Annotated in this window: 23 protein-coding genes; 19 read left to right on the top strand and 4 right to left on the bottom strand. The window is 72.3% G+C overall.

What is annotated here, in order from left to right:
* Entirely contained in the window at positions 1-303 is a 303-nt protein-coding gene (locus tag ACFT41_RS02650) for a hypothetical protein (RefSeq protein ID WP_377586040.1), read from the top strand.
* 122 nt (positions 304-425) lie between these two features.
* Here the strand turns inward: ACFT41_RS02650 and ACFT41_RS02645 are convergent, their stop codons facing one another.
* Together ACFT41_RS02645 and map are read right to left on the bottom strand one after the other, a co-directional pair.
* Positions 426-617, bottom strand: coding sequence for a hypothetical protein (locus tag ACFT41_RS02645; RefSeq protein WP_377586042.1), 192 nt, complete (start codon positions 615-617; stop codon positions 426-428).
* Positions 618-628: 11 nt separating this feature from the next.
* Complete coding sequence (gene map / locus ACFT41_RS02640) at positions 629-1411, bottom strand: type I methionyl aminopeptidase (RefSeq protein ID WP_377586044.1); 783 nt, start codon at positions 1409-1411, stop codon at positions 629-631.
* A 65-nt stretch (positions 1412-1476) separates the two neighbouring features.
* Here map and ACFT41_RS02635 point away from each other — a divergent pair, with 65 nt between their 5' ends.
* Positions 1477-1794, top strand: coding sequence for a helix-turn-helix domain-containing protein (locus tag ACFT41_RS02635; protein WP_377586046.1), 318 nt, complete (start codon positions 1477-1479; stop codon positions 1792-1794).
* Positions 1795-1805: 11 nt separating this feature from the next.
* On the opposite strand, the gene ACFT41_RS02630 is transcribed toward ACFT41_RS02635, so the two are convergent.
* Complete coding sequence (locus ACFT41_RS02630) at positions 1806-2975, bottom strand: glycosyltransferase family 4 protein (protein WP_377586048.1); 1170 nt, start codon at positions 2973-2975, stop codon at positions 1806-1808.
* A 24-nt stretch (positions 2976-2999) separates the two neighbouring features.
* Between ACFT41_RS02630 and ACFT41_RS02625 the strand changes: the two genes are divergently transcribed.
* The 10 genes from ACFT41_RS02625 (at position 3000) to ACFT41_RS02580 (ending at position 13326) form a co-directional block, all read left to right on the top strand.
* The gene (locus tag ACFT41_RS02625; RefSeq protein WP_377586050.1) at positions 3000-3860 is read left to right on the top strand and encodes an Fpg/Nei family DNA glycosylase; all 861 of its coding nucleotides are present in this window, start codon (positions 3000-3002) and stop codon (positions 3858-3860) included.
* 266 nt (positions 3861-4126) lie between these two features.
* Entirely contained in the window at positions 4127-5698 is a 1572-nt protein-coding gene (locus ACFT41_RS02620; RefSeq protein ID WP_377586052.1) for a sugar transferase, read from the top strand.
* 43 nt (positions 5699-5741) lie between these two features.
* Positions 5742-6965, top strand: coding sequence for a sensor histidine kinase (locus ACFT41_RS02615; protein WP_377586054.1), 1224 nt, complete (start codon positions 5742-5744; stop codon positions 6963-6965).
* Positions 6962-7723, top strand: a complete 762-nt coding sequence (locus ACFT41_RS02610; RefSeq protein WP_377586056.1) for a LytR/AlgR family response regulator transcription factor — start codon at positions 6962-6964, stop codon at positions 7721-7723. Before ACFT41_RS02615 ends, ACFT41_RS02610 begins: the two co-directional genes overlap by 4 nt.
* Positions 7724-7840: 117 nt before the next feature.
* A complete protein-coding gene (locus ACFT41_RS02605) occupies positions 7841-8122 on the top strand; it encodes a hypothetical protein (RefSeq protein WP_377586058.1) in 282 nt (93 codons plus the stop codon).
* The gene (locus ACFT41_RS02600; protein ID WP_377586060.1) at positions 8119-8475 is read left to right on the top strand and encodes a ribbon-helix-helix domain-containing protein; all 357 of its coding nucleotides are present in this window, start codon (positions 8119-8121) and stop codon (positions 8473-8475) included. Before ACFT41_RS02605 ends, ACFT41_RS02600 begins: the two co-directional genes overlap by 4 nt.
* Before the next feature lie 101 nt (positions 8476-8576).
* A complete protein-coding gene (locus tag ACFT41_RS02595) occupies positions 8577-8987 on the top strand; it encodes a hypothetical protein (RefSeq protein ID WP_377586062.1) in 411 nt (136 codons plus the stop codon).
* A gap of 1 nt (position 8988) precedes the next feature.
* Positions 8989-10647 (top strand): cation acetate symporter, encoded by a 1659-nt coding sequence (locus tag ACFT41_RS02590; protein ID WP_377586064.1) that lies wholly within the window; start codon positions 8989-8991, stop codon positions 10645-10647.
* Positions 10648-10768: 121 nt separating this feature from the next.
* Entirely contained in the window at positions 10769-11533 is a 765-nt protein-coding gene (locus ACFT41_RS02585; protein ID WP_377586066.1) for an ABC transporter ATP-binding protein, read from the top strand.
* A gap of 38 nt (positions 11534-11571) precedes the next feature.
* Entirely contained in the window at positions 11572-13326 is a 1755-nt protein-coding gene (locus ACFT41_RS02580) for an ABC transporter permease (protein ID WP_377586122.1), read from the top strand.
* Positions 13327-13333: 7 nt separating this feature from the next.
* Here the strand turns inward: ACFT41_RS02580 and ACFT41_RS02575 are convergent, their stop codons facing one another.
* Complete coding sequence (locus ACFT41_RS02575) at positions 13334-13588, bottom strand: hypothetical protein (RefSeq protein ID WP_377586068.1); 255 nt, start codon at positions 13586-13588, stop codon at positions 13334-13336.
* Positions 13589-13663: 75 nt separating this feature from the next.
* Here ACFT41_RS02575 and ACFT41_RS02570 point away from each other — a divergent pair, with 75 nt between their 5' ends.
* The 7 genes from ACFT41_RS02570 to ACFT41_RS02540 all read left to right on the top strand — a co-directional run bounded on the left by ACFT41_RS02570 (position 13664) and on the right by ACFT41_RS02540 (position 21416).
* The gene (locus tag ACFT41_RS02570) at positions 13664-14194 is read left to right on the top strand and encodes a flavin reductase family protein (RefSeq protein ID WP_377586070.1); all 531 of its coding nucleotides are present in this window, start codon (positions 13664-13666) and stop codon (positions 14192-14194) included.
* Positions 14195-14368: 174 nt separating this feature from the next.
* Positions 14369-14767 (top strand): DUF485 domain-containing protein, encoded by a 399-nt coding sequence (locus ACFT41_RS02565; protein ID WP_377586072.1) that lies wholly within the window; start codon positions 14369-14371, stop codon positions 14765-14767.
* The gene (locus ACFT41_RS02560; RefSeq protein ID WP_377586074.1) at positions 14745-16418 is read left to right on the top strand and encodes a cation acetate symporter; all 1674 of its coding nucleotides are present in this window, start codon (positions 14745-14747) and stop codon (positions 16416-16418) included. The genes ACFT41_RS02565 and ACFT41_RS02560 overlap by 23 nt, the downstream gene beginning before the upstream one ends.
* Before the next feature lie 114 nt (positions 16419-16532).
* Positions 16533-17510 carry an NAD-dependent epimerase/dehydratase family protein gene (locus ACFT41_RS02555; protein WP_377586076.1) on the top strand — a complete coding sequence of 326 codons (978 nt, stop codon included), beginning with the start codon at positions 16533-16535 and terminating at the stop codon, positions 17508-17510.
* Positions 17511-17587: 77 nt separating this feature from the next.
* Positions 17588-18817 (top strand): LCP family protein, encoded by a 1230-nt coding sequence (locus ACFT41_RS02550; RefSeq protein ID WP_377586078.1) that lies wholly within the window; start codon positions 17588-17590, stop codon positions 18815-18817.
* 243 nt (positions 18818-19060) lie between these two features.
* Positions 19061-20287: an LCP family protein gene (locus tag ACFT41_RS02545; protein WP_377586080.1), complete on the top strand. Its 1227-nt coding sequence runs from the start codon at positions 19061-19063 to the stop codon at positions 20285-20287.
* Between the two features lie 190 nt (positions 20288-20477).
* Positions 20478-21416, top strand: a complete 939-nt coding sequence (locus tag ACFT41_RS02540) for an LCP family protein (RefSeq protein WP_377586124.1) — start codon at positions 20478-20480, stop codon at positions 21414-21416.
* The last annotated feature ends 51 nt before the right edge of the window (positions 21417-21467 follow it).

Genomic DNA, 21467 nt, shown 5'->3' with positions numbered 1-21467 from the left:
ATGACCGGGCCGTTCCTGTCGCTGGCGCAGATCCGCAACCGGCTGATCCTCACCGCCAGGGCGGTCCTCCGCGACCACCGGGCCGGGCCGGACGGCCACTGCCGGGTGTGCCGGATTCCGGACTGCCGCGTGGCGACCGCCGCCCGCAACGTCATCGACGCCGCCTCCGCCCGCCACGCGGCGGAAGACCAGGCGGCGGAGCAGATCCGGGCCTACTACGGCGGTGAGCAGGCTCCCCGCCCCACAGGCATCGCCCCCGCGACCGACACCGAACTCAGGGCAGCGGACGACCGCCGATGGTAGGCGCAGGCACGGATCTTGGAATCAAATGGCCCCTCCAGGGGCCGGAATCTTCCAAGATCTAACCACTGAATGGCGGGAACAGCCGGAGAGCAGCGTGATCAAGGCAGGCGAGTCGCGGTAGATCACCGCTCGTCGTCCTCGCGGCCGGCCAGCAGCAGGCCGAGGGGCGACACCCCTGGCGGCACGTCATAGCGGGGCAGCCGGTCGAGGTCACTCGTGGTGGTCGCCTTGAGGCGGATCACCCCCTTGGTCACCAGGGACGCGTACCTGCCGAGCGTCCCCGGCCCAGGCCCCGACAGCAACACGGCGCTCACCGGCTGCGGCGTCACGACTGCGGCTGCCTCGGCAGGGTGAGGATCTCGGCTCCCTCATCGGTGATGGCGATCGTGTGCTCGCTGTGTGCCGTCCGGCAGCCCGTCGCGCTGCGCAGCGTCCACCCGTCTTCGTCGGTGACCAGCTCGGCGGTGTCCGCCATGACCCACGGCTCCAGGGCCAGCAGCAGCCCGGGGCGCAGCTTGTAGCCCCGGCCGGGCCGCCCCGTGTTGGACACGTGCGGGTCCTGGTGCATCGTCGACCCGACGCCGTGCCCGCCGAACTGGGTGTTGACCTGGTATCCCGCCGCGCTGAGCGTCGTGCCGATGGCGTGGGAGATGTCGCCGATGCGCGCCCCGGGCCCGGCGGCGGCGATGCCGGCGGCGAGCGCGCGTTCGGTCGCGCCGATCAGCTCGACGCTCTGCGGAGACTTGGCGTCGCCCACGACGAAGCTGATGGCGGAGTCGGCGACGACGCCGCCCACGGAGACGGCGAGGTCGAGGGAGAGCAGGTCGCCGTCGGCGAGCGCGTAGTCGTGGGGCAGCCCGTGCAGCACGGCGTCGTTGACGGACGTGCAGATGTAGTGGCCGAACGGCCCGCGCCCGAAGGACGGCTCGTAGTCGACGTAGCAGGACACTGCCCCCGCCTCGACGATCATGGCCTGGGCCCACCGGTCGACGTCAAGGAGGTTGGTGCCCACCTCGCAGCGGCCCTTGAGCGTCTGGAGGATGTCGGCGACGAGGGCGCCCGCCTCCCGCGCCCGGGGCAGTTGGGTGGGGCTCAGGATCTCGATCATGCGACGCCTCCCTCGGGTCACCAATAACTATCCCGGCCATATTATCCCGGTACTAGAATCGGTCCATGGTCAGGTTGCCGCTCACCCCCGAAGAGGTCGAGCGCGGGCAGCGCCTCGGCGCGCTGTTGCGCCACGCCAGGGGGGACCGCTCGATGCTCCAGACCGCGCTCGACGCGCGCGTCTCACCGGAGACCCTGCGCAAGATCGAGTCAGGCCGCGTGGCCACCCCCGCCTTCCCGACCATCGCGGCGATCGCCGACGTCCTCGGCCTCTCCCTCGACGCCGTGTGGGCCGAGATCAACAAGGCCGAGATCGACAGGCCCGTGCGCGCCGTCGAGCCGACCGGCCCCCGCCACCACGCACGCGAGCGGCTGGCCTCGTAGACCCAGAGAATTCAGCGAGCCAGCGAGGCGTACACGTCGATGAGCCGCTTGGTGACCACGTCGGGGTGGAACGTGCGCTCGTAGCGCAGCCGCGCCGGGGCGGCCAGCGCCGCCGCGCCGTCGCGGGCGACCGGCAGCGCGGCGGCCAGCGCGGCCGGCTCCGGGGCCACCACCCAGCCGACCGGGCCGGCGGGGTCGTCCATGCCCACCAGGTACGGGATGCCGCCGAGAGCGGTGCCGAGCACCGGCCGCCCGCTGGCCAGCGCCTCCAGGATCACCGTGGGCAGCACGTCGTGCCAGGTGGACGCGGCGATGATCACCGCGCTGGCCTCGATCGCCGCCCGCACCCCGGCGCGGTCCAGCGGCCCGAGATAGGTCACGTCGGCGCGCTCGGCGGCGGCGGCCTCGGCCAGCGGGCGCAGCTCACCGTCCCCGGCGATGCGCAGCGGGCCGAGGGAGCCGTCCGGGTGCCGCCGCCAGGCGTCCAGCAGCAGCCCCAGCCCCTTCTCCGGCGACAGCCGCGCCATGTAGAGGAAGCCGTCGCCCAGCGGCGCGGGCGTGCCCGGGTCGGGGATGCCGTTCGGCTTCACCACGATCCGCTCCGCCGGCACCCCGTAGTCGCGCAGGTGGTCGGCGACGGCGCTGGTGAGGGCGATGAACCGGTCCACCGAGTGCCAGGTGCCCCGGTGCACGGCCAGGGTGGTGGCCATCAGGGCGCTCTGCGCCCGCGACCCCCGGTAGCAGCGGTGCACGATCGCCGGCACGCCCAGCGCCCTGCCCCGGCAGTCCTGGCAGATCGCCCCGTCGCGGAAGTAGAGCCCGGAGGAGCAGACCTGCCGGTAGTTGTGCACCGTCTGCACCACCGGCACATTGTGCTTGTGCGCGGTCCGCACCACCCAGGGCGAGAGCAGGGGGTACGGGTTGTGCAGGTGCAGCACGTCGGGCCGGTGCTCGGTGATCAGCCGGCTCAGCTCCTGCTGGGCCCGGGGGGCGTAGATCGGGGAGATCGGCAGCAGCGCCTTGGCCGTCTTCGGCAGGCTCGGGATCTCGTCGGAGCTGCGCAGGAACGGCAGCACCTCCACCCCGGCCGCGCGGAGCTGGTCGATCTCCGCGTCGACGATGGTGTTCTCGCCGGACGGCTGGGCTTCCCGGTACCGGTTGTGCGCCACCACGATTCTCACGGGTACGAAGGCTACCGTTGCAGCATGCCCGAACTTCCCGAGGTGGAAGCGCTCGCCGGCTACCTGCGGGAGCGCGCCGTGTCCCGGCGCGTCGACCGGGTCGAGGTCGCCGCGATCAGCGCCCTGAAGACGTACGACCCGGCGCCCGCCGCCGTGTCGGGGCGCACCGTGACCGACGCGCGGCGGCACGGCAAGTTCCTCGACGTCGTCTTCGACGGCGACCTGCACCTCGTGGTGCACCTGGCCCGCGCGGGCTGGCTGCACTACCGGGAGTCGTTCCCGTCGGCCGCGCCGCTGCGCCCCGGCAAGGGGCCGATCGCGGTGCGGGTACGGCTCGACGACGGCTCCGGCTTCGACCTGACCGAGGCGGGCACCCAGAAGAAGCTGGCCGCCTACCTGGTCGCCGACCCGACGACGGTGCCCGGGGTGGCGAAGCTCGGCCCGGACGCGCTCGCCGCCGACCTGCCCACGTTCACCGAGCGCCTCCGCAGCCGGCGGGGCCAGGTCAAGGGGGTGCTGACGGACCAGGCGGTGCTGGCCGGCGTCGGCAACGCGTACTCCGACGAGATCCTGCACGCGGCGCGGCTGTCGCCGTTCGCGCTCACCGACCGGCTCACCGACGATCAGGTCGCCGCCCTGCACGAGGCGGTCCGACGGGTGCTGGGCGACGCGGTGTCCCGCTCACTGGGACACCGGGCGGCGGAACTGAAGGCCGAGAAGCGTTCGGGGCTGGCCGTGCACGCCCGGACCGGCCTGCCCTGTCCCATCTGCGGCGATACGGTCCGGGAGGTCAGTTTCGCCGATTCGAGCCTGCAATATTGCCCGACCTGTCAGACCGGCGGCAAGCCGCTCGCTGACCGAAGGTTGTCGCGAATCGTACGGTGAGTGACGACACTCGGGGGTTACGGAGTGGAATCGCCTCCGGAGCGCCGATCATCCCGGTCCGCGCCTCTACCCGGTCCGTCGTCCATCGGTATAGTGGCCCGGTCCCCGGCTTTTCGCACCTGAGGTGGAGCCGGCCGGATCCCACGCGGCGCACTGGGCGCGAAGTCCCTCGGGTCGACGTCCGGTGTGGGCCCCGCGTGGGAAACTGAACGGTGGGCGACCCGGGCCCTCACTGCGAGTGAGCGGCGCGCGTCTTGCGGGAGGACATGGGTGAGGTGACGACTAGCCTCCAGCGCCCGGTAACCAACACAGGCCGGAGCCAACTCGTGCGGCACGTCGACAGCTTCGAGATCCAGCCGCCGACACCGCCTTCGCACAACGGTGTCCCCCGGTCGGCGTGGGCGAGGGCCCGTCGGCGCGTCTCCCGTTGGCACCGCCCCTACACGGCCGCCCTGCTGCTGATCGACTTCACCGCCGTGGTGCTGGCCGACTGGATCGCGCAGGAGGCGTTCGGCCAGGCCCGGGCCGGTTTCTACAACGCCCAGGCGGACCCGACCTGGTTCTACACGGTCGCGTTCCTGCTGCTGCCCTTCGGCTGGCTGGTCAGCCTGTGGGGCAACCGGGCCTACGACCGGCGGTACATGGGGCTCGGGCCGGACGAATACAAGCGGGTGATCCGGGCCGGGGTGGCGGTGGCGGCCACCGTCTCGTTCATCGCGTTCGCCACCAAGACCGACCTGTCCCGCTACACGGTCGGTTTCGCCCTGCTCGGGGCGTTGGTGCTGATCCTGTTCGGCCGCATCCTGGCCCGGTCCACGCTGCACGCCGTCCGCCGCCGGGCCGGTCACGCCGGGCACCGGATGGTGCTCGTCGGCACGCTGCCGGAGTGCCTGGAGGTCTACACCGCGGTCACCCGCAACCCGAGCGCCGGGCTGGTCCCGGTGGCCATCCACATCACCGACGGCTACGCGGCGGCCCGGGGCATCCAGACCCCCGTCCCGGTGTACGCGGGACGCGACGTCCTCGCCCTGGTGCGGGAGGTCGGCGGCGACACGATCGCGGTCTGCGGCTCCGCCAGCGCCGAGCCGGGCGAGCTGCGCCGGCTGGCCTGGCAGCTGGAGGGCTCCGGCGTCGACCTGGTGGTGGCCCCGCAGCTCACCGACATCGCCGGCCCCCGGGTGCACATCCGCCCCATCGAGGGGCTGCCGCTGCTGCACGTCGAGGAGCCGACCCTGTCGGGCCCGGCGCTGCTGGTCAAGAACCTGATGGACCGGGTCGCCGCCGGCCTCGGCCTGTTCCTGCTCATCCCGGTGTTCCTGGCGATCGGGGCGGCGATCCGGCTCTCCGACCCCGGCCCGGTCTTCTTCCGCCAGCCCCGGGTCGGCCACGAGGGCCGCACGTTCCGGGTGTGGAAGTTCCGCACCATGTACGTCGACGCGGAGGACCGCCTCGCGGGCCTGGTCGACCAGAACGAGACCGACGGCATGCTGTTCAAGATGAAGCACGACCCCCGGGTCTTCCCGGTGGGCCGCTTCCTGCGGGCCTCCTCGCTCGACGAGCTGCCCCAGTTGATCAACGTGCTGTGGGGCGAGATGTCGCTGGTGGGGCCGCGTCCGCTGCCCGCCGACGACGGTGACTTCCTCGGCGACGTGCGCCGCCGGCTGCTGGTGCGGCCCGGCATGACGGGGCTGTGGCAGGTCTCCGGCCGCTCCGACCTGTCCTGGGACGAGGCGGTCCGCCTCGACCTCTACTACGTCGACAACTGGTCGCTGGCGTACGACCTGAGCATCCTGTGGCGCACGGTGGGCGTGGTGCTGGCCCGCAAGGGCGCGTACTAGCGCGGGGCTGGCGCGGGGCGGCGGCAGCGGTCAGGATCGCGGGGTGGCTGGCAACCTCTCCGCCGTGCTCGGCGTCGTCTCCCTGGTCACCGCGCTGGGCGCGGCCCTGTACGCGGTGGTCCGGCTGCGCGCCCGCCGGGGCATCGCCACCGCCACCCAGCGGGCCACGTACGAGGTGCTGCACACGGCGGGGCTGGCCGCCGAGCCGCTGCGGGGCGGCCTGAGCGCCGCGGGCGCGGCGAAGGCCGTACGCCATCTGCGGGCCCTCGTCGGCGCGGCTGGGCTGGCCCTGACGGACCGGGACGCGCTGCTCGCCCTCGACGGGCGCGGGACGCACCACGCCGACCAGCTCGTCGCGGCGGCCCGGCGGGCGGTGCTCGGCGGGCGGTCGACGGTGCTGGGGGAGGCGGAGCTGCACTGCGACCGGGTCGACTGCCCGGTGCGGGGCGCGGTGGTCGCGCCGCTGCGCGCCGACGGCCGGGTGGTCGGGGCGCTCATCGCCGTCGCCGACGGCCCGCCCGCCCCGGGGCTGGTGCAGGCCACCCTGGAGACCGCGCACTGGGCCGGCAACCAGCTCGCCCTGGCCGAGCTGGACGCCTCCCGGGAGCGGCTGGCCCGCGCCGAGGTACGCGCGCTGCGCGCCCAGATCAGCCCCCACTTCATCTACAACGCGCTGACCGCCATCGGCTCGTTCGTGCGAACCGACCCGGAGCGGGCCCGGGAGCTGATCCTGGAGTTCGCCGAGTTCACCCGCTACTCCTTCCGGGCGCACGGCGAGTTCACCACCCTCGCGGAGGAGCTGCGCTCGATCGACCGGTACCTCACCATCGAGCGGGCCCGGTTCGGCGACCGGCTCCAGGTGCGGTTGCAGATCGCCCCGGAGGTGCTGCCGGTGACCCTGCCGTTCCTGTGCCTCCAGCCGCTGGTGGAGAACGCCGTCCGGCACGGGTTGTCCCGCAAGCCCGGCACCGGCATGGTGAGCATCGAGGCCCGCGACGCGGGCGCCGAATGCCACATCACGGTGGAGGACGACGGAGTGGGCATGGACCCGACGACACTGACCGCCGGCATCGCCGAGCTGGCCGGGGCCGGCAGCGACCCCGCCGACGACCCGGGCCAGCACGTCGGCCTGTCGAACGTCGACGAGCGGCTCCGCTCGGCCTTCGGGGACCGGTTCGGCCTGGTCGTCGAGACGGGCCTCGGCTCCGGTACGAAGGTGAGCATGCGGGTGCCGAAGTTCCACCCCGGCGTGCGGGTCGCCTCGTGACCTCCCCCGGCTTCCTGCGGGTGCTCGCGGTCGACGACGAGCCGCCGGCGCTGGACGAGCTGGCGTACCACCTGCGGGCCGACCCCCGGGTGGCCCGGCTACACACGGCGGGCGACGCCACCGAGGCGCTGCGGGTGCTCCGCGACGCCGACGTGGACGTGGTGTTCCTGGACATCCGGATGCCCGGCCTGGACGGGATGGAGCTGGCCCGGGTGCTGCGCCGGTTCGCCCGGCCCCCGGCGATCGTCTTCGTCACCGCGTACGACGACGGGGCGGTGGACGCCTTCGACCTGGGCGCGACGGACTACGTGCGCAAGCCGGTGCGCTCGGAGCGGCTGGCCGAGTCGCTGCGCCGGGTGATCGGCTCCCGGGTGGTCGCCGCGCACCCGGCGGCGCTGGCCCGCGCGGAGGAGGACCCGACGATCCCGATCGAGCTGGCCGGCACGACGCGGATGCTGCCCCGCTCGGCGGTGCGTTGGGTGGAGGCGCAGGGCGACTACGCCCGGCTGCACACCGCCGACGGCTCGCACCTGGTGCGGGTCTCGCTGGCCACCCTCGCCGAGCGCTGGGCCGACGCCGGGTTCGTCCGCATCCACCGGTCGTACCTGGTGCAGCTCAAGCTCATCGCCGAACTGCGGCTGGTCAACTCCGGGTACGTGGTGGTGATCGACTCGACGGAGCTGCCGGTGAGCCGCCGGCACACCCGGGAGCTGAAGGACAAGCTGGTCCGCGCCGCCAAGCAGGACTGGAACCGCTGACCGGCCGGTTGTCCACAGCGCTCGTCCACCGGTTACCCACAGGGTTATCCACAGGTGTGGAGAGTTCTCCACAGGTTGTTCACAACGCAACGTATTACGACGTGTTACGGTTTCGGGGTGTCGCAGCGCGAGTACGTGTGGACCGACGAGGGCCTGGACAACGCTCGCCGCAACGGCGTCGGCCTGGACGAGACGACCCAGGCGCTGTACGCCCCTCCGGGCCTGCGCTACGAACGCGCCGTCGGGGACCTGCTGCTCATCGTCATGGGTCTGGCCGACAGTGGCCGCGTCATCGCCGCGCTGTGCGACCGCATCGGCGGCACCCAGACATACAAGATCCTCGGGGCCCGTGCCCTTCAGGGCGCAGACCTCGACGAGTGGAGGAGGCGAGTCCTGTGACCGAGCCGGACTTCGACCAGATGACCAAGGACGAGGTCGTCGCGTGGTTCCAGAGCACCGACAGCCTGACACCGGTCATCAGGTCCATGACCGCAGCGCCAGCGTCCGGCGTCGCACCTGCGACACCCATGATGCTGGTCAGCACCCGCCTGCCCGTCGCGCTCGTGGAACAGCTCGACCACCTCGCCGAGCACGCCGAGACCCGCCGATCCGACATCATCCGCGACGCCCTGACCAGTTACGTGACCGCCCACACCGCACCGGTCAGCCGCGACGAGGCCGAACACGCCCTCGACGTCCTCCGCCGCATCGTCACCACCCGCACCACCGAAGGCCACGCCGACGCGGCATGACCGCCGCCGAAGCAACCCTGCGGGTGGTGCGCGGATGCCTCGCCCGTCCTGGTCCTGCCTACCGGCCTTGACATTCCCACCGATCGGGCGAGACTGCCGGGGTGGCCGCACCCGACGACCCCGTGCCAGCGCCCCGGGCGACCGCGCCCGGCCGGACCCGGATCGTGCTGGCCGAGGTGTCCCGCCGGGAGCCCGACGCCGACCGGGCCCGCGCCGAACTGGCCCAGCAGACCCTCGTCGGCGAGGCGCTGGTCCGGGGCCTGGTGCGGGCCCAGCTCGCGCTGGCGCTGCGGCTGAGCCTGGTGGTGCTGATCGGCCTGGGCGGCCTGCCCTGGCTGTTCGCCATCGCGCCCTCGGTGGGCCGGGTAACCGTGTTCGGGGTGAACCTGCCCTGGCTGCTGCTGGGGCTGGTCTCCTTCCCGTTCCTCATCGCCGTCGGGTGGGCGTACGTGTGGCTCGCCGAGCGCAACGAGCAGGACTTCACCGACCTGGTCCAGCGGCCGGAGCGCTGAGATGGGCAACGGGTACGTCGTCCCCGCGATCGTCGCGGTCACCCTGGTCACCGTCGGGATCGGCTTCTACGGGCTGCGGCTGGCCCGGACCACCTCCGACTTCCTGGTCGCCTCCCGCTCGGTCAGCCCGACCTGGAACGCCGCCGCGATCGGCGGGGAGTACCTGTCGGCGGCGAGCTTCCTGGGCGTGGCCGGGCTGATCCTCAAGTACGGCGTGGACGTGCTCTGGTACCCGGTCGGCTTCGCCGCCGGCTACCTGGCCCTGCTGCTGTTCGTGGCCGCGCCGCTGCGCCGCTCCGGGGCGTTCACCCTGCCGGACTTCTGTGAGCTGCGGCTCGGCTCGCGCCGGCTGCGTACCCTCGCCACCGCGTTCGTGATCTTCATCGGCTGGTTGTACCTGGTGCCGCAGTTGCAGGGGGCGGGGCTGACCCTGGCCACGCTCACCGGGGCGGCGTACCCGGTCGGGGCGATCGTGGTGGCGGTGGTGGTCACCGCGAACGTGGCGCTGGGCGGGATGCGCGCCATCACCTTCGTCCAGGCGTTCCAGTACTGGCTGAAGCTGACCGCGCTCGCCGTACCCGCGATCTTCCTGGTGTTGCAGTGGCAGGCCGACGCCCGCCCGGCGGTGACCCCGCCCGACGGGCCGGCGTTCCGGACCGCGACCACCGTCGTGGTCGAGCACCGCGCGACCCTCACCCTCCCCGACGGCGACATCCGGGAGGTACGCCCCGGCGACCGCCTCGACTTCGCGGCCGGCGACCCGGTGCCGCAGGTCTCCGGCACGGCCACCGACGCGGCCGACTGGCTGCTGCCCAGCGCCGCCGGGGACGACGACCGGGGGCTGTTCGGCACGTACTCGCTGATCCTGGCCACCTTCCTGGGCACCATGGGGCTGCCGCACGTGCTCGTGCGGTTCTACACCAACCCCGACGGCGCGGCGGCCCGGCGCACCACGCTGGTGGTGCTGGCCCTGGTCGGCGCGTTCTACCTGCTGCCCACCCTCTACGGGGTGCTGGGCCGCATCTACACCCCGCAGCTGCTGATTAGCGGGCAGACCGACGCGGTGGTGGTGCTGCTGCCCGGCGCGGCGCTGGGCGACTCCACCACCGGCCGGCTGCTCGCCGCGCTGGTCGCCGCCGGGGCGTTCGCCGCGTTCCTGTCGACCTCGTCCGGGCTGCTCACCAGCGTCGCCGGGGTGATCTCCACGGACGTGCTGGGGCGCGGTTCGGTGCGCGGCTTCCGGCTGGCCACGGTCATCGCGGGCGAGGTGCCGGCGGTGCTCGCGCTGAACGTCTCGGGGATGGACGTCTCCCAGGTGGTCGGGCTGGCCTTCGCCGTCGCCGCGTCCAGCTTCTGCCCGCTGCTGGTGCTCGGCATCTGGTGGCGGGGGCTGACCGACGTGGGCGCCGCCGCCGGGGTGCTGGCCGGTGGCGGGGCGGCGATCGGGGCGGTGCTGGTCACGGTGCTCGGCCCGCCGCTGGCCGGCTGGCCGGCCACGCTCATCGCGCAGCCGGCGGCGTGGACGGTCCCGCTCGCGTTCACGGTGATGATCGCGGTGTCGGTGGCGTCCCGGCGGCGGCTACCGGCCGACGTGGCCGGCACCATGCTGCGCCTGCACTCCCCCGAGGCGCTCCGCTCTGAAGGAAGGGCCCCTTCTTGACGCATACGGTAGAGAGGGGCTCCCCTCTCACCACCGGAGGCCGGTCTGCCTGTGCGCGGAGGAGGCGGAGGTCGTCCCTGGGTAGGAGCGGTCGCTGGCCGCGGGCGGATACGGTCGGTACATGACTGATGAGCACCCCGCCCTCGTGCTGCGTGGCCTCGCCAAGCGGTTCGACGGCAAGGTGGCGGTGGCCGGCGTCGACCTCGACGTGCCGGCCGGTTCGTTCTACGGGCTGCTCGGCCCGAACGGGGCCGGCAAGACCACCACCCTGTCCATGGCGGTCGGGCTGCTGCGCCCCGACGCGGGGGGCGCCCGGGTGCTCGGGCACGACGTGTGGGCCGACCCGGTCCGGGCCAAGCAGCTCCTCGGCGTGATGCCCGACGGCGTACGGCTGTTCGACCGGCTCAGCGGGGCGGAGCTGCTGGCGTACCACGGTCTGTTGCGCGGCATGGACCCGGCGGTGGTCGACCAGCGGGCGGCGGAGCTGCTCGACGTGCTCGCCCTCGGCGACGCCGGCCGGACCCTGGTGGTGGACTACTCGGCCGGCATGAAGAAGAAGATCGGCCTGGCCTGCGCGCTGCTGCACGGGCCCCGGCTGCTGGTGCTCGACGAGCCGTTCGAGGCGGTCGACCCGGTGTCGGCGGCCCTGATCCGGGACATCCTGCACCGGTACGTCGTCGGCGGCGGGACGGTCATCTTCTCCAGCCACGTCATGGAGGTCGTCGAGCGGCTCTGCTCGCACGTCGCGATCCTCGCCGAGGGGACGATCAAGCGGGTCGGCACGCTCGACGAGGTGCGCGGGGACCGCTCGCTGGAGGACGTGTTCGTCGAGGTGGTCGGCGGGCGCACCGCCACCGGCGAGGAGCTGGCGTGGCTGTCCCGGTGACCGGCCCGGACCAGCGGGGACCGGGCGGGACCGCCCCGGTGTCCGGCCCCGCCGGACAGCCCGCCGAGCGGGTCCGGCCCGTCTCGGCCCGGCACTTCGTCCGGCTGAAGCTGCGGGTGATGGGCAACAACTTCCGGGGCCAGGGCTGGCGGATCGCCATGTTCGTGGGCGGCGTGATCGCCGGGCTCTGGTTCGCCGGCACCGGCTTCTTCCTGCTCGCCGCCCCCGGGCTGGCCGACGAGCCGACGTACGCGCTGATGGCCGCCGCGTTCGGTGGCGGCCTGCTGGTGCTCGGCTGGCTGCTGCTGCCGCTGGTCTTCTTCGGGGTGGACGAGACGCTCGACCCGGCTCGGTTCGCCCTGCTGCCGCTGTCCCGGCGCACCCTGGTCACCGGGCTGTTCGCCGCCGCCCTGGTCAGCGTCCCGGCGGTGGCGGCGCTGATCGCGGCCGGCGGGCTGGTGCTCACCTCGGGCCTGCTCGGCGGCGCGGCGGCGGCGCTCGTCGCGGCCGTCGGGGTGGTCGCCGGGCTGCTGCTCTGCGTCGCGGCCAGCCGGGCGATGACCAGCGCGTTCGCGACCATGTTGCGGTCCCGTCGGGTACGCGACCTGGCGGCCGTGCTGCTTGCGGTGCTCGCCGCCATGCTCGGCCCGTTGCAGATCGTGGTGCTGGCCGCCGTGCAGCAGGCCGACTGGGACCGGCTCGCCGGAGTGGCCCGGGTCGTCGGCTGGACCCCGCTCGGCGCGCCGTGGACGGTCGGCATCGACGTGGCCGAGGGGCGGGCCTGGGCCGTGCCGATGAAGCTGCTGATCACCGCGCTGACGATCGGCGCGCTGCTGTGGTGGTGGTCCCGGTCTCTGGAGTCGGCCATGGTCGGCGCGGCCGGCGGCGGCCGGATCAGGGCGCGCGGCGGCGCGGCGAAGGCTGGCGATGGCGCGGCGAAGGCCGGCGATGGCGCGGCGGGGGGCGGTGCGGCGGGGGCCGCTTCCGGCGCGGTCGGGCAGCTCTTTCCCTGGGCGGTCGGCTGGGCCCGGCGGGACCGGTTCGGCGCGCTGGTGGCCCGGGAGTGCCGCTACTGGTGGCGGGACGCCCGGCGGCGGGCCAACCTGATCACGATCGCCGTGGTCGGCATCTTCGTGCCGGTGATGGTCAACCTCGGCGGGGCGGGCTTCTCCACCGGGGAGGGCCTGGAGTTCGCCGCCCCCGACTCCAGCCCGCTGCTGGTCAGCATCTCGATGGTCTTCGTCGGCCTGCTCGCCTCGGTGACCCTGGCCAACCAGTTCGGCTTCGACGGCAGCGCGTACGCGGCGAACGTGGTCGCCGGGGTCCCCGGCCGGCTGGAGCTGCGGGCCCGGATGGCCGCCTTCTCGGTGTACGTCCTGCCGATGCTCGCCGTCGTCGCGGTGGCGCTGGGGATGCTGCTGGGCCGGCCGGCGTGGCTGGGCGTGATGGCGGGCAGCCTCCTCGCCTCGTACGGGGCGGGGCTGGCGATCAGCGCCTTCGTCTCGGTGCTGGGGGCGTACTCGCTGCCCGAGACGAGCAACCCGTTCGCGATGAACAGCGGGGCCGGGGTCGCGAAGAGCTTCCTCACCCTGCTGTCGATGCTCGGTACGGCGGCGGCGAGCGTGCCGATGGTGGTCGCCGCGGCGCTGCTCGGCGACGCCTGGCTCTGGCTGGCCCCGCCCCTGGGGCTGGCGTACGGGCTGGGCGCAGCGCTGCTCGGCGCGTACCTGGCCGGTGACGTGCTGGACCGGCGGGCCCCCGAGCTGCTGACGGCCGTGACCCCGCGCCGCTGAACACGGTTCAGCGGCGGCGCAGGAACGCGTAGAACAGGCCGCTGTTGCCGGAGGAGCTGACGTTGACCAGTTCCCACCCGTAGTGGGTGAGATATTCGACGGCCTCCAGGAGCTGGGCGACGCCGCTGCTGGTGAGTCGCGGGCGGGCGGCGATGGCGAGGTGCCGGTGCGGGTAGCCCCGGAAGTCCACCTCGTTGCGGAGCACGGCGTCGGCGGCCACGACGCGGGCCTGTGCGAGCTGCTGCGGCGTCACGGGACTCATACCCGGCACGATAGGAGCCCTCCGCACGCTTCGCCGCCCGTCCTGAGCTGATGGCGGCCGGCGGGGCGGGTCACAATGTTTCACGTGAATCAAGAGCCGGGTGCCGAGATCCACCACGTCGACCCGTTCGCCGTACCAGCAGGACAGCGGTCCCCGGCGCGGCGGCTGCGGGGCCGGCTCGCCTCGCCGGTCACGCTGTGGACCGCGCCGGGCCCCGCCGGCCTGACCGTGTCCTCCACGCTGGTCGCGGAGGGGGAGCCGGACCGGCTGCTGGGCCTGATCGACGCGGAGTCGGACCTGTGGGCGGCGGTCGAGGCGGCGGGGCGGTTCGCCGTCGCGCCGCTGGGGCCGCCACACCGGCAGCTCGCCGACCGGTTCGCCGGCCTGTTCCCGTCGCCGGGCGGCCTCTTCGCCACCGGCGCCTGGACCGAAACCGAGTACGGCCGGGTTCCCGCCGACGCCGCCGGCTGGGCCGGGTGCCGGCTCGACACCGCCCGCGAGTACGGCTGGGCGCTGCTCGTCGAGGCCACCATCGAGTGCATCAGCCTGACGGGGGAGAGCGTCCCGCTGCTGCACCACCGGGGCCGGTACCACGAGCTGAGCTGACGCGCGGGGGCCGACGAGCCGCCACCGGTCACCGGAGTGACCTGGGTCACTCGGCGCAGGCAGGCGACCACTCGGCGCAGGTGAAGACCGTCGTCGATCCACGTCTTCCCGGGCAGGGGGCGCGGTTCCTACCGTGCGCGAAACCCCTACGCCTGTGAAGGTGGTGATCCACAGATGTCCACGGACACACCCCCGCCGGATGCGCCGGCCGAGCCGGAGACGCCGGCTTCGGCCGCGTCCACGGCGGACCGGTACCTCGCCGTACAACGGTCGGACGAGTTCGCCGGGTTGCGTCGCGCCCTGCGCGGCTTCATCTTCCCGATGACCGTCGCGTTCTTTCTCTGGTACGCGCTCTACGTGATCCTCTCCGCGTACGCGCGAGACTTCATGGGCACGAAGCTGTTCGGCAGCAACATCAACGTCGCCCTGATCTTCGGCCTCCTCCAGTTCGTCTCGACGTTCCTGATCGCCTGGCTCTACGCCCGGTTCGCCGACCGCAGGATCGATCCGGTCGCCGACCGGATCCGCGCCGAGATGGGGGAGGTGACCCATGTATCCGGTCCTCGCGGCTGAGGCGGGCAGCGGCACCGCCCGCAACCTCACCATCACCCTGTTCCTGGTGTTCGTGGCGGTGACCCTGGCCATCACCATCTGGGCCAGCCGGCAGACCAAGACCGCCACCGACTTCTACGCGGGTGGCCGGTCCTTCTCCGGCTTCCAGAACGGCATGGCGATCGGCGGCGACTACATGTCGGCGGCGTCGTTCCTCGGCATCGCCGGCATCATCGCCCTGTACGGCTACGACGGCTTCCTCTACTCGATCGGCTTCCTGGTCGCCTGGCTGGTGGCGCTGCTGCTCGTCGCCGAACTGCTGCGCAACTCGGGCCGGTACACGATGGCGGACGTGCTGGCGTTCCGGATGCGTCAGCGGCCGGTCCGCACGGCGGCGGCGGTCTCCACCATCACCGTGTCGATCTTCTACCTGCTGGCCCAGATGGTCGGCGCGGGCGCGCTGGTGGCGCTGCTGCTGGGCATCAAGCCGGGCACCACGTTCCTCGGCATGGACGCCGACACCGCTAAGGTCGCCACGATCATCATGGTCGGCGCCCTGATGATCGTCTACGTCACCGTGGGCGGCATGAAGGGCACCACGTACGTCCAGATCGTCAAGGCGTTCCTGCTGATGACCGGCGCGCTGGTGATGACCCTGCTGGTCCTGGCGAAGTACAAGTTCAACCTGTCGTCGCTGCTCGGCGACGCCGCCGCCTCCTCCGGCAAGGGCAGCGCCTTCCTCGAACCGGGCCTGCGCTACGGCGTCGAGGTGGCCGGGAACGCGACGCAGACGTTCTACAACAAGGTCGACCTGCTCTCGCTCGGCATCGCGCTGGTGCTCGGCACGGCGGGCCTGCCGCACATCCTGATCCGCTTCTACACCGTGCCGACCGCCAAGGCGGCCCGCAAGAGCGTGCTGTGGGCGATCGGCATCATCGGCTCGTTCTACCTGCTCACCCTGGCCCTCGGCTTCGGCGCGGCGGCCCTCGTGGGCGGCCCGGCGATCACCGCACAGGACAAGGCCGGCAACACCGCCGCGCCGCAGCTCGCCGAGAAGCTGGGCATCACCTTCCTCGGCGGCGACCTCGGCGGCGCGGCCCTGCTGGCGATCATCGCGGCGGTCGCCTTCGCCACCATCCTGGCCGTGGTCGCCGGGCTCACCCTGGCCTCCTCGTCCAGCCTGGCGCACGACTTCTACGCCAACGTCATCAAGAACGGGCAGGCGTCGGAGCGCCAGGAGGTCCGGGTGGCCCGGGTCTCGGCGCTGGTCATCGGCGCGGTCTCGATCGCCCTGTCGATCTACGCGCAGAGCCTGAACGTGGCCTTCCTGGTGGCGCTCGCGTTCGCGGTGGCCGCCTCGGGCAACCTGCCGGCGATCCTCTACAGCCTGTTCTGGAAGCGGTTCAACACCTCCGGCGCGGTCTGGGCGATCTACGGCGGCCTGCTCGCCGCCGTGCTGCTGGTGTTCTTCTCGCCGGTGGTCTCCGGGGCGCCGACGTCGATGTTCCCGGACCACGACTGGCACTGGTTCCCGCTGTCCAACCCGGGCATCCTCTCGATCCCGTTCGGGTTCCTGTGCGGGTGGATCGGCACGCTGATCTCCAAGGAGAGCGACGAGGACAAGTACGCCGAGCTGGAGGTGCGCTCCCTCACCGGCGCCGGCGCGCACTGACCCGATCCCGCTCGGCCCCGCACCGGCCGAGCTGTTAAAAGGGGCCCCCTGTACAACGTTTCGCGTTAACAGGGGGCCCTTCCTTACATCTCGTGCCTGTATAGGCTGGTCGGCATGAAGGTTGCCCCGCGCTTCGGTCCCGGTCACCGCGTCCTCGTCACCGGCGGCGCCGGCTTCGTGCCGTCGCACCTGGTCGACACACTCGTCGCCCGCGGCTGCACGGTGGTGGCGCTGGACAACTTCGTCACCGGCTCCAAGGACAACGTGGCCCACCTGCACGACAAGCCGAACTTCACGCTGGTCGAGGCGGACATCTCCGACGGGCTGCCGACCCACCACCCCGCGCTGGCCGAGCGGTTCGACGCGATCCTGCACATGGCCTCCCCGGCCAGTCCCACCGACTTCGCCACGCTGCCGGTGGAGATCCTCCGGGTCGGGTCGGTGGGCACCCTGCACCTGCTGGACCGCGCGGTCGCCGACGGCGCCCGGTTCCTGATGGCCTCCACCTCCGAGGCGTACGGGGACCCGAAGGAGCACCCGCAGCGCGAGACGTACTGGGGCAACGTCAACCCGATCGGCGTGCGCAGCGTCTACGACGAGGCGAAGCGGTTCTCCGAGGCGGCCACGATGGCCTACCACCGGTACCGGGGGCTGGACGCCGCGATCGTGCGGATCTTCAACACGTACGGCCCGCGGATGCGGCCGGACGACGGCCGGGCCATCCCGACGTTCATCTCGCAGGCGCTGCGCGGCGAGCCGATCACCGTGCACGGCACCGGCGACCAGACCCGGTCCATCTGTTACGTCGAGGACCTGGTGCGCGGCATCCTGCTGCTGCTCGACTCGACCGAGACCGGCCCGGTCAACTGCGGCACCGAGCACGAGCTGACCATGCGGCAACTGGCCGAGTTGATCGTGTCACTCTCCGAGAGTGAGTCCGAGGTGACGTACGTCACCCGGGCGGCCGACGACCCGGAGATGCGCCGCCCCGACCTCACCCTCGCCCGTGAACTGCTCGGATACGAGCCGGCGGTGGCGCCCGAAGACGGCCTCCGACGCACGATCGAGCACTTCCGCGAGCGGCTAGGGTAGCGGGTCGGCGCGGCGCGGCCCGCCGGCCGGGCTGCGGTTGAGGGCGACACTCGACGGGGCTACGTACCCTCGGGTACATGTCAGCGACCGCTTCCGCCGGCGAACCGATCCCACACCTGCGTCGCAGCGCGGGGCGTGCCCCGGTGCCCGGCCCCGGCCAGGGCGGCTCGGGGCGTGCCCGCGTGCCCGGGGCCCAGTGGTATCCCACCCACGACGACCGGCCCCCGGGCGGCGGCTTCGGCGGTTCGGACGGCCCGGGTGGCCCCGGCGGTCCGGGCGCTCCCCAGCGGTCCGGCGGGCGTGGGCCGCGCCCGAGGTGGGGCCGGATCGGCCTGGTGGCCGGCGTGGCGGTGCTCGTCCTCGCGCTGCTCGGCGGGGCCGGGGCGTGGTTCTACACCCGCAACCTCAACCAGGACCTGGCCCGCACCGACCCGTTCTCGGAGCTGACCGGCGGCCGGCCGCCGAAGGCGGTGGACGGGGCGCTGAACATCCTGCTGGTCGGCAGCGACTCGCGGGACCCGGACGCCCCGGTGGACCAGCAGAGCCAGTGGCGGGCCGACACGATCATCGTCATGCACATCCCGGCCGACCACAAGTCCGCGTACCTGGTTTCGATCCCCCGCGACCTGTACGTGCCGATCCCGGAGAACGCGCAGGCCGACTGCGCCTCGGGCCAGCGGGCGAAGATCAACGCCGCGTTCGCGTTCGGCGGCCTGCCGCTGGCGGTGAAGACGGTGGAGTGCTTCACCGACGTCCGCATCGACAACGTGATGGCGATCGACTTCGCCGGGTTCAAGCAGGTCACCGACGCGCTCGGCGGGGTCGACCTGAAGGTGGAGCGGTCGATCACCTCGATCCACAAGCCGTTCCGCAAGTTCACCAAGGGAACCATGCACATGAACGGCGCGGAGGCGCTGGACTGGATCCGGCAGCGCAAGCAGTTCCCCGACGGCGACTTCGCGCGCATGCGCCACCAGCAGGAGTTCCTCAAGGCCCTGATGGACAAGGCGGCCAGCACGGGCACGCTGACCAACCCGAAGAAGCTCAACGCGTTCCTCCAGTCGGTGACGGACGCGGTCACCGTGGACCAGGGCTTCTCGCTGGTCGACATGGCGGTGCAGTTCCGCAGCCTGCGCGGGGAGAACCTGATCTTCGTCACCAGCCCGAACTCGGGCAGCGACACCATCAACGGTGAGTCGGTGGTGGTCTCGGACCGGGAGAAGGCGCTGGCCATGTATCAGGCCATGACAGCGGACAAGATGGCCGAGTGGGTGAAGGCCAACCCGCCGGAGGGCAGCTCCGGGTGACGAGTTTCCGGTAACGGAGACGGATTCACGTGGTCGTTACTTCGACACATGTCAGCGCCGGTCGGCGGTCGGACCCATTCCACCGGGGCACCTACCGCCGACCGGGCATTTTCTACTGACCGTTCGGGTGAATTCCGCAGGCAACTACCAAGATAACTGCGAATAGCCGGTCGACGAACTCGCCATGTCGGGAAGCGGTACGTACAGTGGTCCCGCCCCCCGATCACGCGAGCTGGAGCACGCATGCCGGTTCATACCAGCCGTCGCCCTCCGTCGCAGGAGTCCGTCGGCGCGGTCGCACGGGTTCCGTCGGCCATCCCGTCGCAACCCCGCAGCGGCGGCCGACCGCCCACCGACGTCCCCGCCCGCAAGCGGAAGAAGCGCCGCAAGGACCCCCTGTGGGCCCGCCTCACCGTCGTCTTCGGCGCGATCCTGATGATGACCAGCGGGATCGCCATCGCCGGCAGCAAGGCATTCATCAACCAGGCCACCGGCAACATCGCGCAGCGCAACCTGCTCGGCGACGCCGGCAAGTCCAACGCCGAGGGCGGCGCGAGCCTGGACGGCCCGATCGACATGCTGCTGCTCGGCGTGGACGCCCGCGAGCGCTGGGCCGCCGACGACGTCCGGGCCGACACGATCATCGTGCTGCACATCCCCGCCTCGCACGACCAGGCGTACCTGATCTCCATTCCCCGGGACACCGAGGCGCCGATCCCGGCGTTCAAGGAGAGCGGCTACCCGGGCGGCACCGACAAGATCAACGCAGCGTTCCAGGCGGGCGCCCGCAACGGCGGCGGCTGGGAGGGCGGCGCGCAGCTGATGGCGCAGACGATCAAGCGGATGACGGGGATCAGCTTCGACGGCGCGGCCATCATCAACTTCGGCGGCTTCAAGGGCGTCATCGACGCCCTCGGCACCGTGCGGATCTGCGTGAGCCACGAGGTCAAGTCGCACCACATGTCGTACGTCGACGGCAAGCCCATGTGGAACGCCGACGCGAAGAAGACCGGCAAGCCGATGACCCCGGTGGTGCACAAGAAGGGCTGCCGGGAGATGAAGGGCTGGGCCGCCCTCGACTACGCCCGGCAGCGCTACGGCCTGCCGAACAGCGACTACGACCGGCAGCAGAACCAGCAGCAGCTGATCAAGGCGATGGCGAAGAAGGCCACCGAGAACGGCACGCTGACCAACCCGGTGAAGCTCAACGGGCTGATCAAGGCGGCCGGCAAGGCGTTCGTCCTGGACACCGGCGGGGTGCCGATCATCGACTTCATCTACACGATGCGTGGGGTCACCGGGAACGACCTGACCACGCTGCGGACCAACGGCGGCACGTTCCACGCGAACGCCAGCGGGACGAAGGAGTCGCTGAGCCCGCAGACCATGGAGATGTTCCAGGCGATCAAGAACGACAAGCTGGCCGAGTTCGTTTACGCCAATCCGAGCGTGCTGTCGACCCGCAAATAGCAGCCTGATCAGGGGAAACCCGCCCGCCGGACCCGACGCCCCCATAGCCTGACGTGAGAACGATTCACGTACGGCGACGGGGGGCGTCACGTCCAGGTCAGGGGGAATCGGGCGGGGGCGGCAGGGGCCGGCCCGTCGACGCGTACCCCGATGGAGCCGGATCCTGCTCGGGGTCGGCCTCGCCCTGGCGCTGCTGGCCGTCGGCGCGGTGGTCGGGCTCAGGGCCCTCGGCCACCGGTACGAGCGCACGGTGGCCCGGGAAGAGCTGCTCGACGCGGACGCCCGGCGCGACCGGACGGACCTCGACGGCGCGCTCAACTACCTCCTCGTCGGCTCGGACCGGCGGCCCGGCGCGACCGACGGCGACCAGCGTTCGGACACCATCCTGGTGGTGCACGTGCCGGCCGACACGAAACGCGCCTATCTGGTCTCGTTCCCCCGCGATCTGCTGGTCGCCGTCCCGCCCGGGCCGAACGGCTACGGCGGCGGCAGCGACAAGCTCAACGCGGCTTTCGAGCACGGCGGCGGCGGTGACTCCGGCGTCCAGCTCCTCTCGGCCACCCTCACCCGGCTCACCGGCCTGCGCTTCGACGGGGCCGCCCTGATCGACTTCGCCGGGCTGCGCCAGGTGATCGACCTGCTCGGCGGGGTACGCATGTGTGTCGACACCGAGGTCCGCTCGATCCACACCGGGGCCCTGTTCAGCCCCGGCTGCCAGCAGATGGGCGGCGCCCGCGCGCTGGACTACGTCCGCCAGCGCTACGACCTGCCCGGCGGCGACTACGACCGGCAGCGCCACCAGCAGCAGCTCCTGCGGGCGATGCTGGACCGGGCCGGCGAGACGAACCTGCGCCGCGATCCGGTGCGGCTCGACCGGCTCATCCGGGCGGTCGGCGCGTCGCTGACCGTCGACACCAACGGGGTGCCCCTGGAGGACCTGCTGCTCACCCTCCGGGACCTCCCCCCGGACGCGCTGACGGGTGTCCAGGTGCCCTCCCACCCGCAGACCATCGACGGCATCTCGTACGTCGTGCTCGATGCCGGCGGTAACGCTCTCTTCGACGCGGTCCGGGGCGCCCGGATGCCCGGCTGGGCCCAGGCCAACCCGCGCTGGGTGACCCGCCTCTGACCTGCAGGTTTGATTCGACCCGCCCGGATCAGCACGCCCCCGACCGGCCGG

This window comes from Micromonospora sp. NPDC057141, assembly GCF_042670805.1.
GTDB lineage: Bacteria > Actinomycetota > Actinomycetes > Mycobacteriales > Micromonosporaceae > Micromonospora.
The sequence above is the reverse complement of the archived record's forward strand: the minus strand, read 5'-3'. Positions and strand labels throughout refer to the sequence as shown.

Coding starts and splice junctions, on each gene's coding strand:
- ACFT41_RS02550 (WP_377586078.1), top strand. CDS start 17,588: ATGTCAGCGACCGCTTCCGCCGGCGAACCGATCCCACACCTGCGTCGC.
- ACFT41_RS02575 (WP_377586068.1), bottom strand. CDS start 13,588: ATGAGTCCCGTGACGCCGCAGCAGCTCGCACAGGCCCGCGTCGTGGCC.
- ACFT41_RS02650 (WP_377586040.1), top strand. CDS start 1: ATGACCGGGCCGTTCCTGTCGCTGGCGCAGATCCGCAACCGGCTGATC.
- ACFT41_RS02565 (WP_377586072.1), top strand. CDS start 14,369: ATGTCCACGGACACACCCCCGCCGGATGCGCCGGCCGAGCCGGAGACG.
- ACFT41_RS02625 (WP_377586050.1), top strand. CDS start 3,000: ATGCCCGAACTTCCCGAGGTGGAAGCGCTCGCCGGCTACCTGCGGGAG.
- ACFT41_RS02620 (WP_377586052.1), top strand. CDS start 4,127: ATGGGTGAGGTGACGACTAGCCTCCAGCGCCCGGTAACCAACACAGGC.
- ACFT41_RS02570 (WP_377586070.1), top strand. CDS start 13,664: ATGTTTCACGTGAATCAAGAGCCGGGTGCCGAGATCCACCACGTCGAC.
- map (WP_377586044.1), bottom strand. CDS start 1,411: ATGATCGAGATCCTGAGCCCCACCCAACTGCCCCGGGCGCGGGAGGCG.
- ACFT41_RS02560 (WP_377586074.1), top strand. CDS start 14,745: ATGTATCCGGTCCTCGCGGCTGAGGCGGGCAGCGGCACCGCCCGCAAC.
- ACFT41_RS02555 (WP_377586076.1), top strand. CDS start 16,533: ATGAAGGTTGCCCCGCGCTTCGGTCCCGGTCACCGCGTCCTCGTCACC.
- ACFT41_RS02590 (WP_377586064.1), top strand. CDS start 8,989: ATGGGCAACGGGTACGTCGTCCCCGCGATCGTCGCGGTCACCCTGGTC.
- ACFT41_RS02635 (WP_377586046.1), top strand. CDS start 1,477: ATGGTCAGGTTGCCGCTCACCCCCGAAGAGGTCGAGCGCGGGCAGCGC.
- ACFT41_RS02545 (WP_377586080.1), top strand. CDS start 19,061: ATGCCGGTTCATACCAGCCGTCGCCCTCCGTCGCAGGAGTCCGTCGGC.
- ACFT41_RS02585 (WP_377586066.1), top strand. CDS start 10,769: ATGACTGATGAGCACCCCGCCCTCGTGCTGCGTGGCCTCGCCAAGCGG.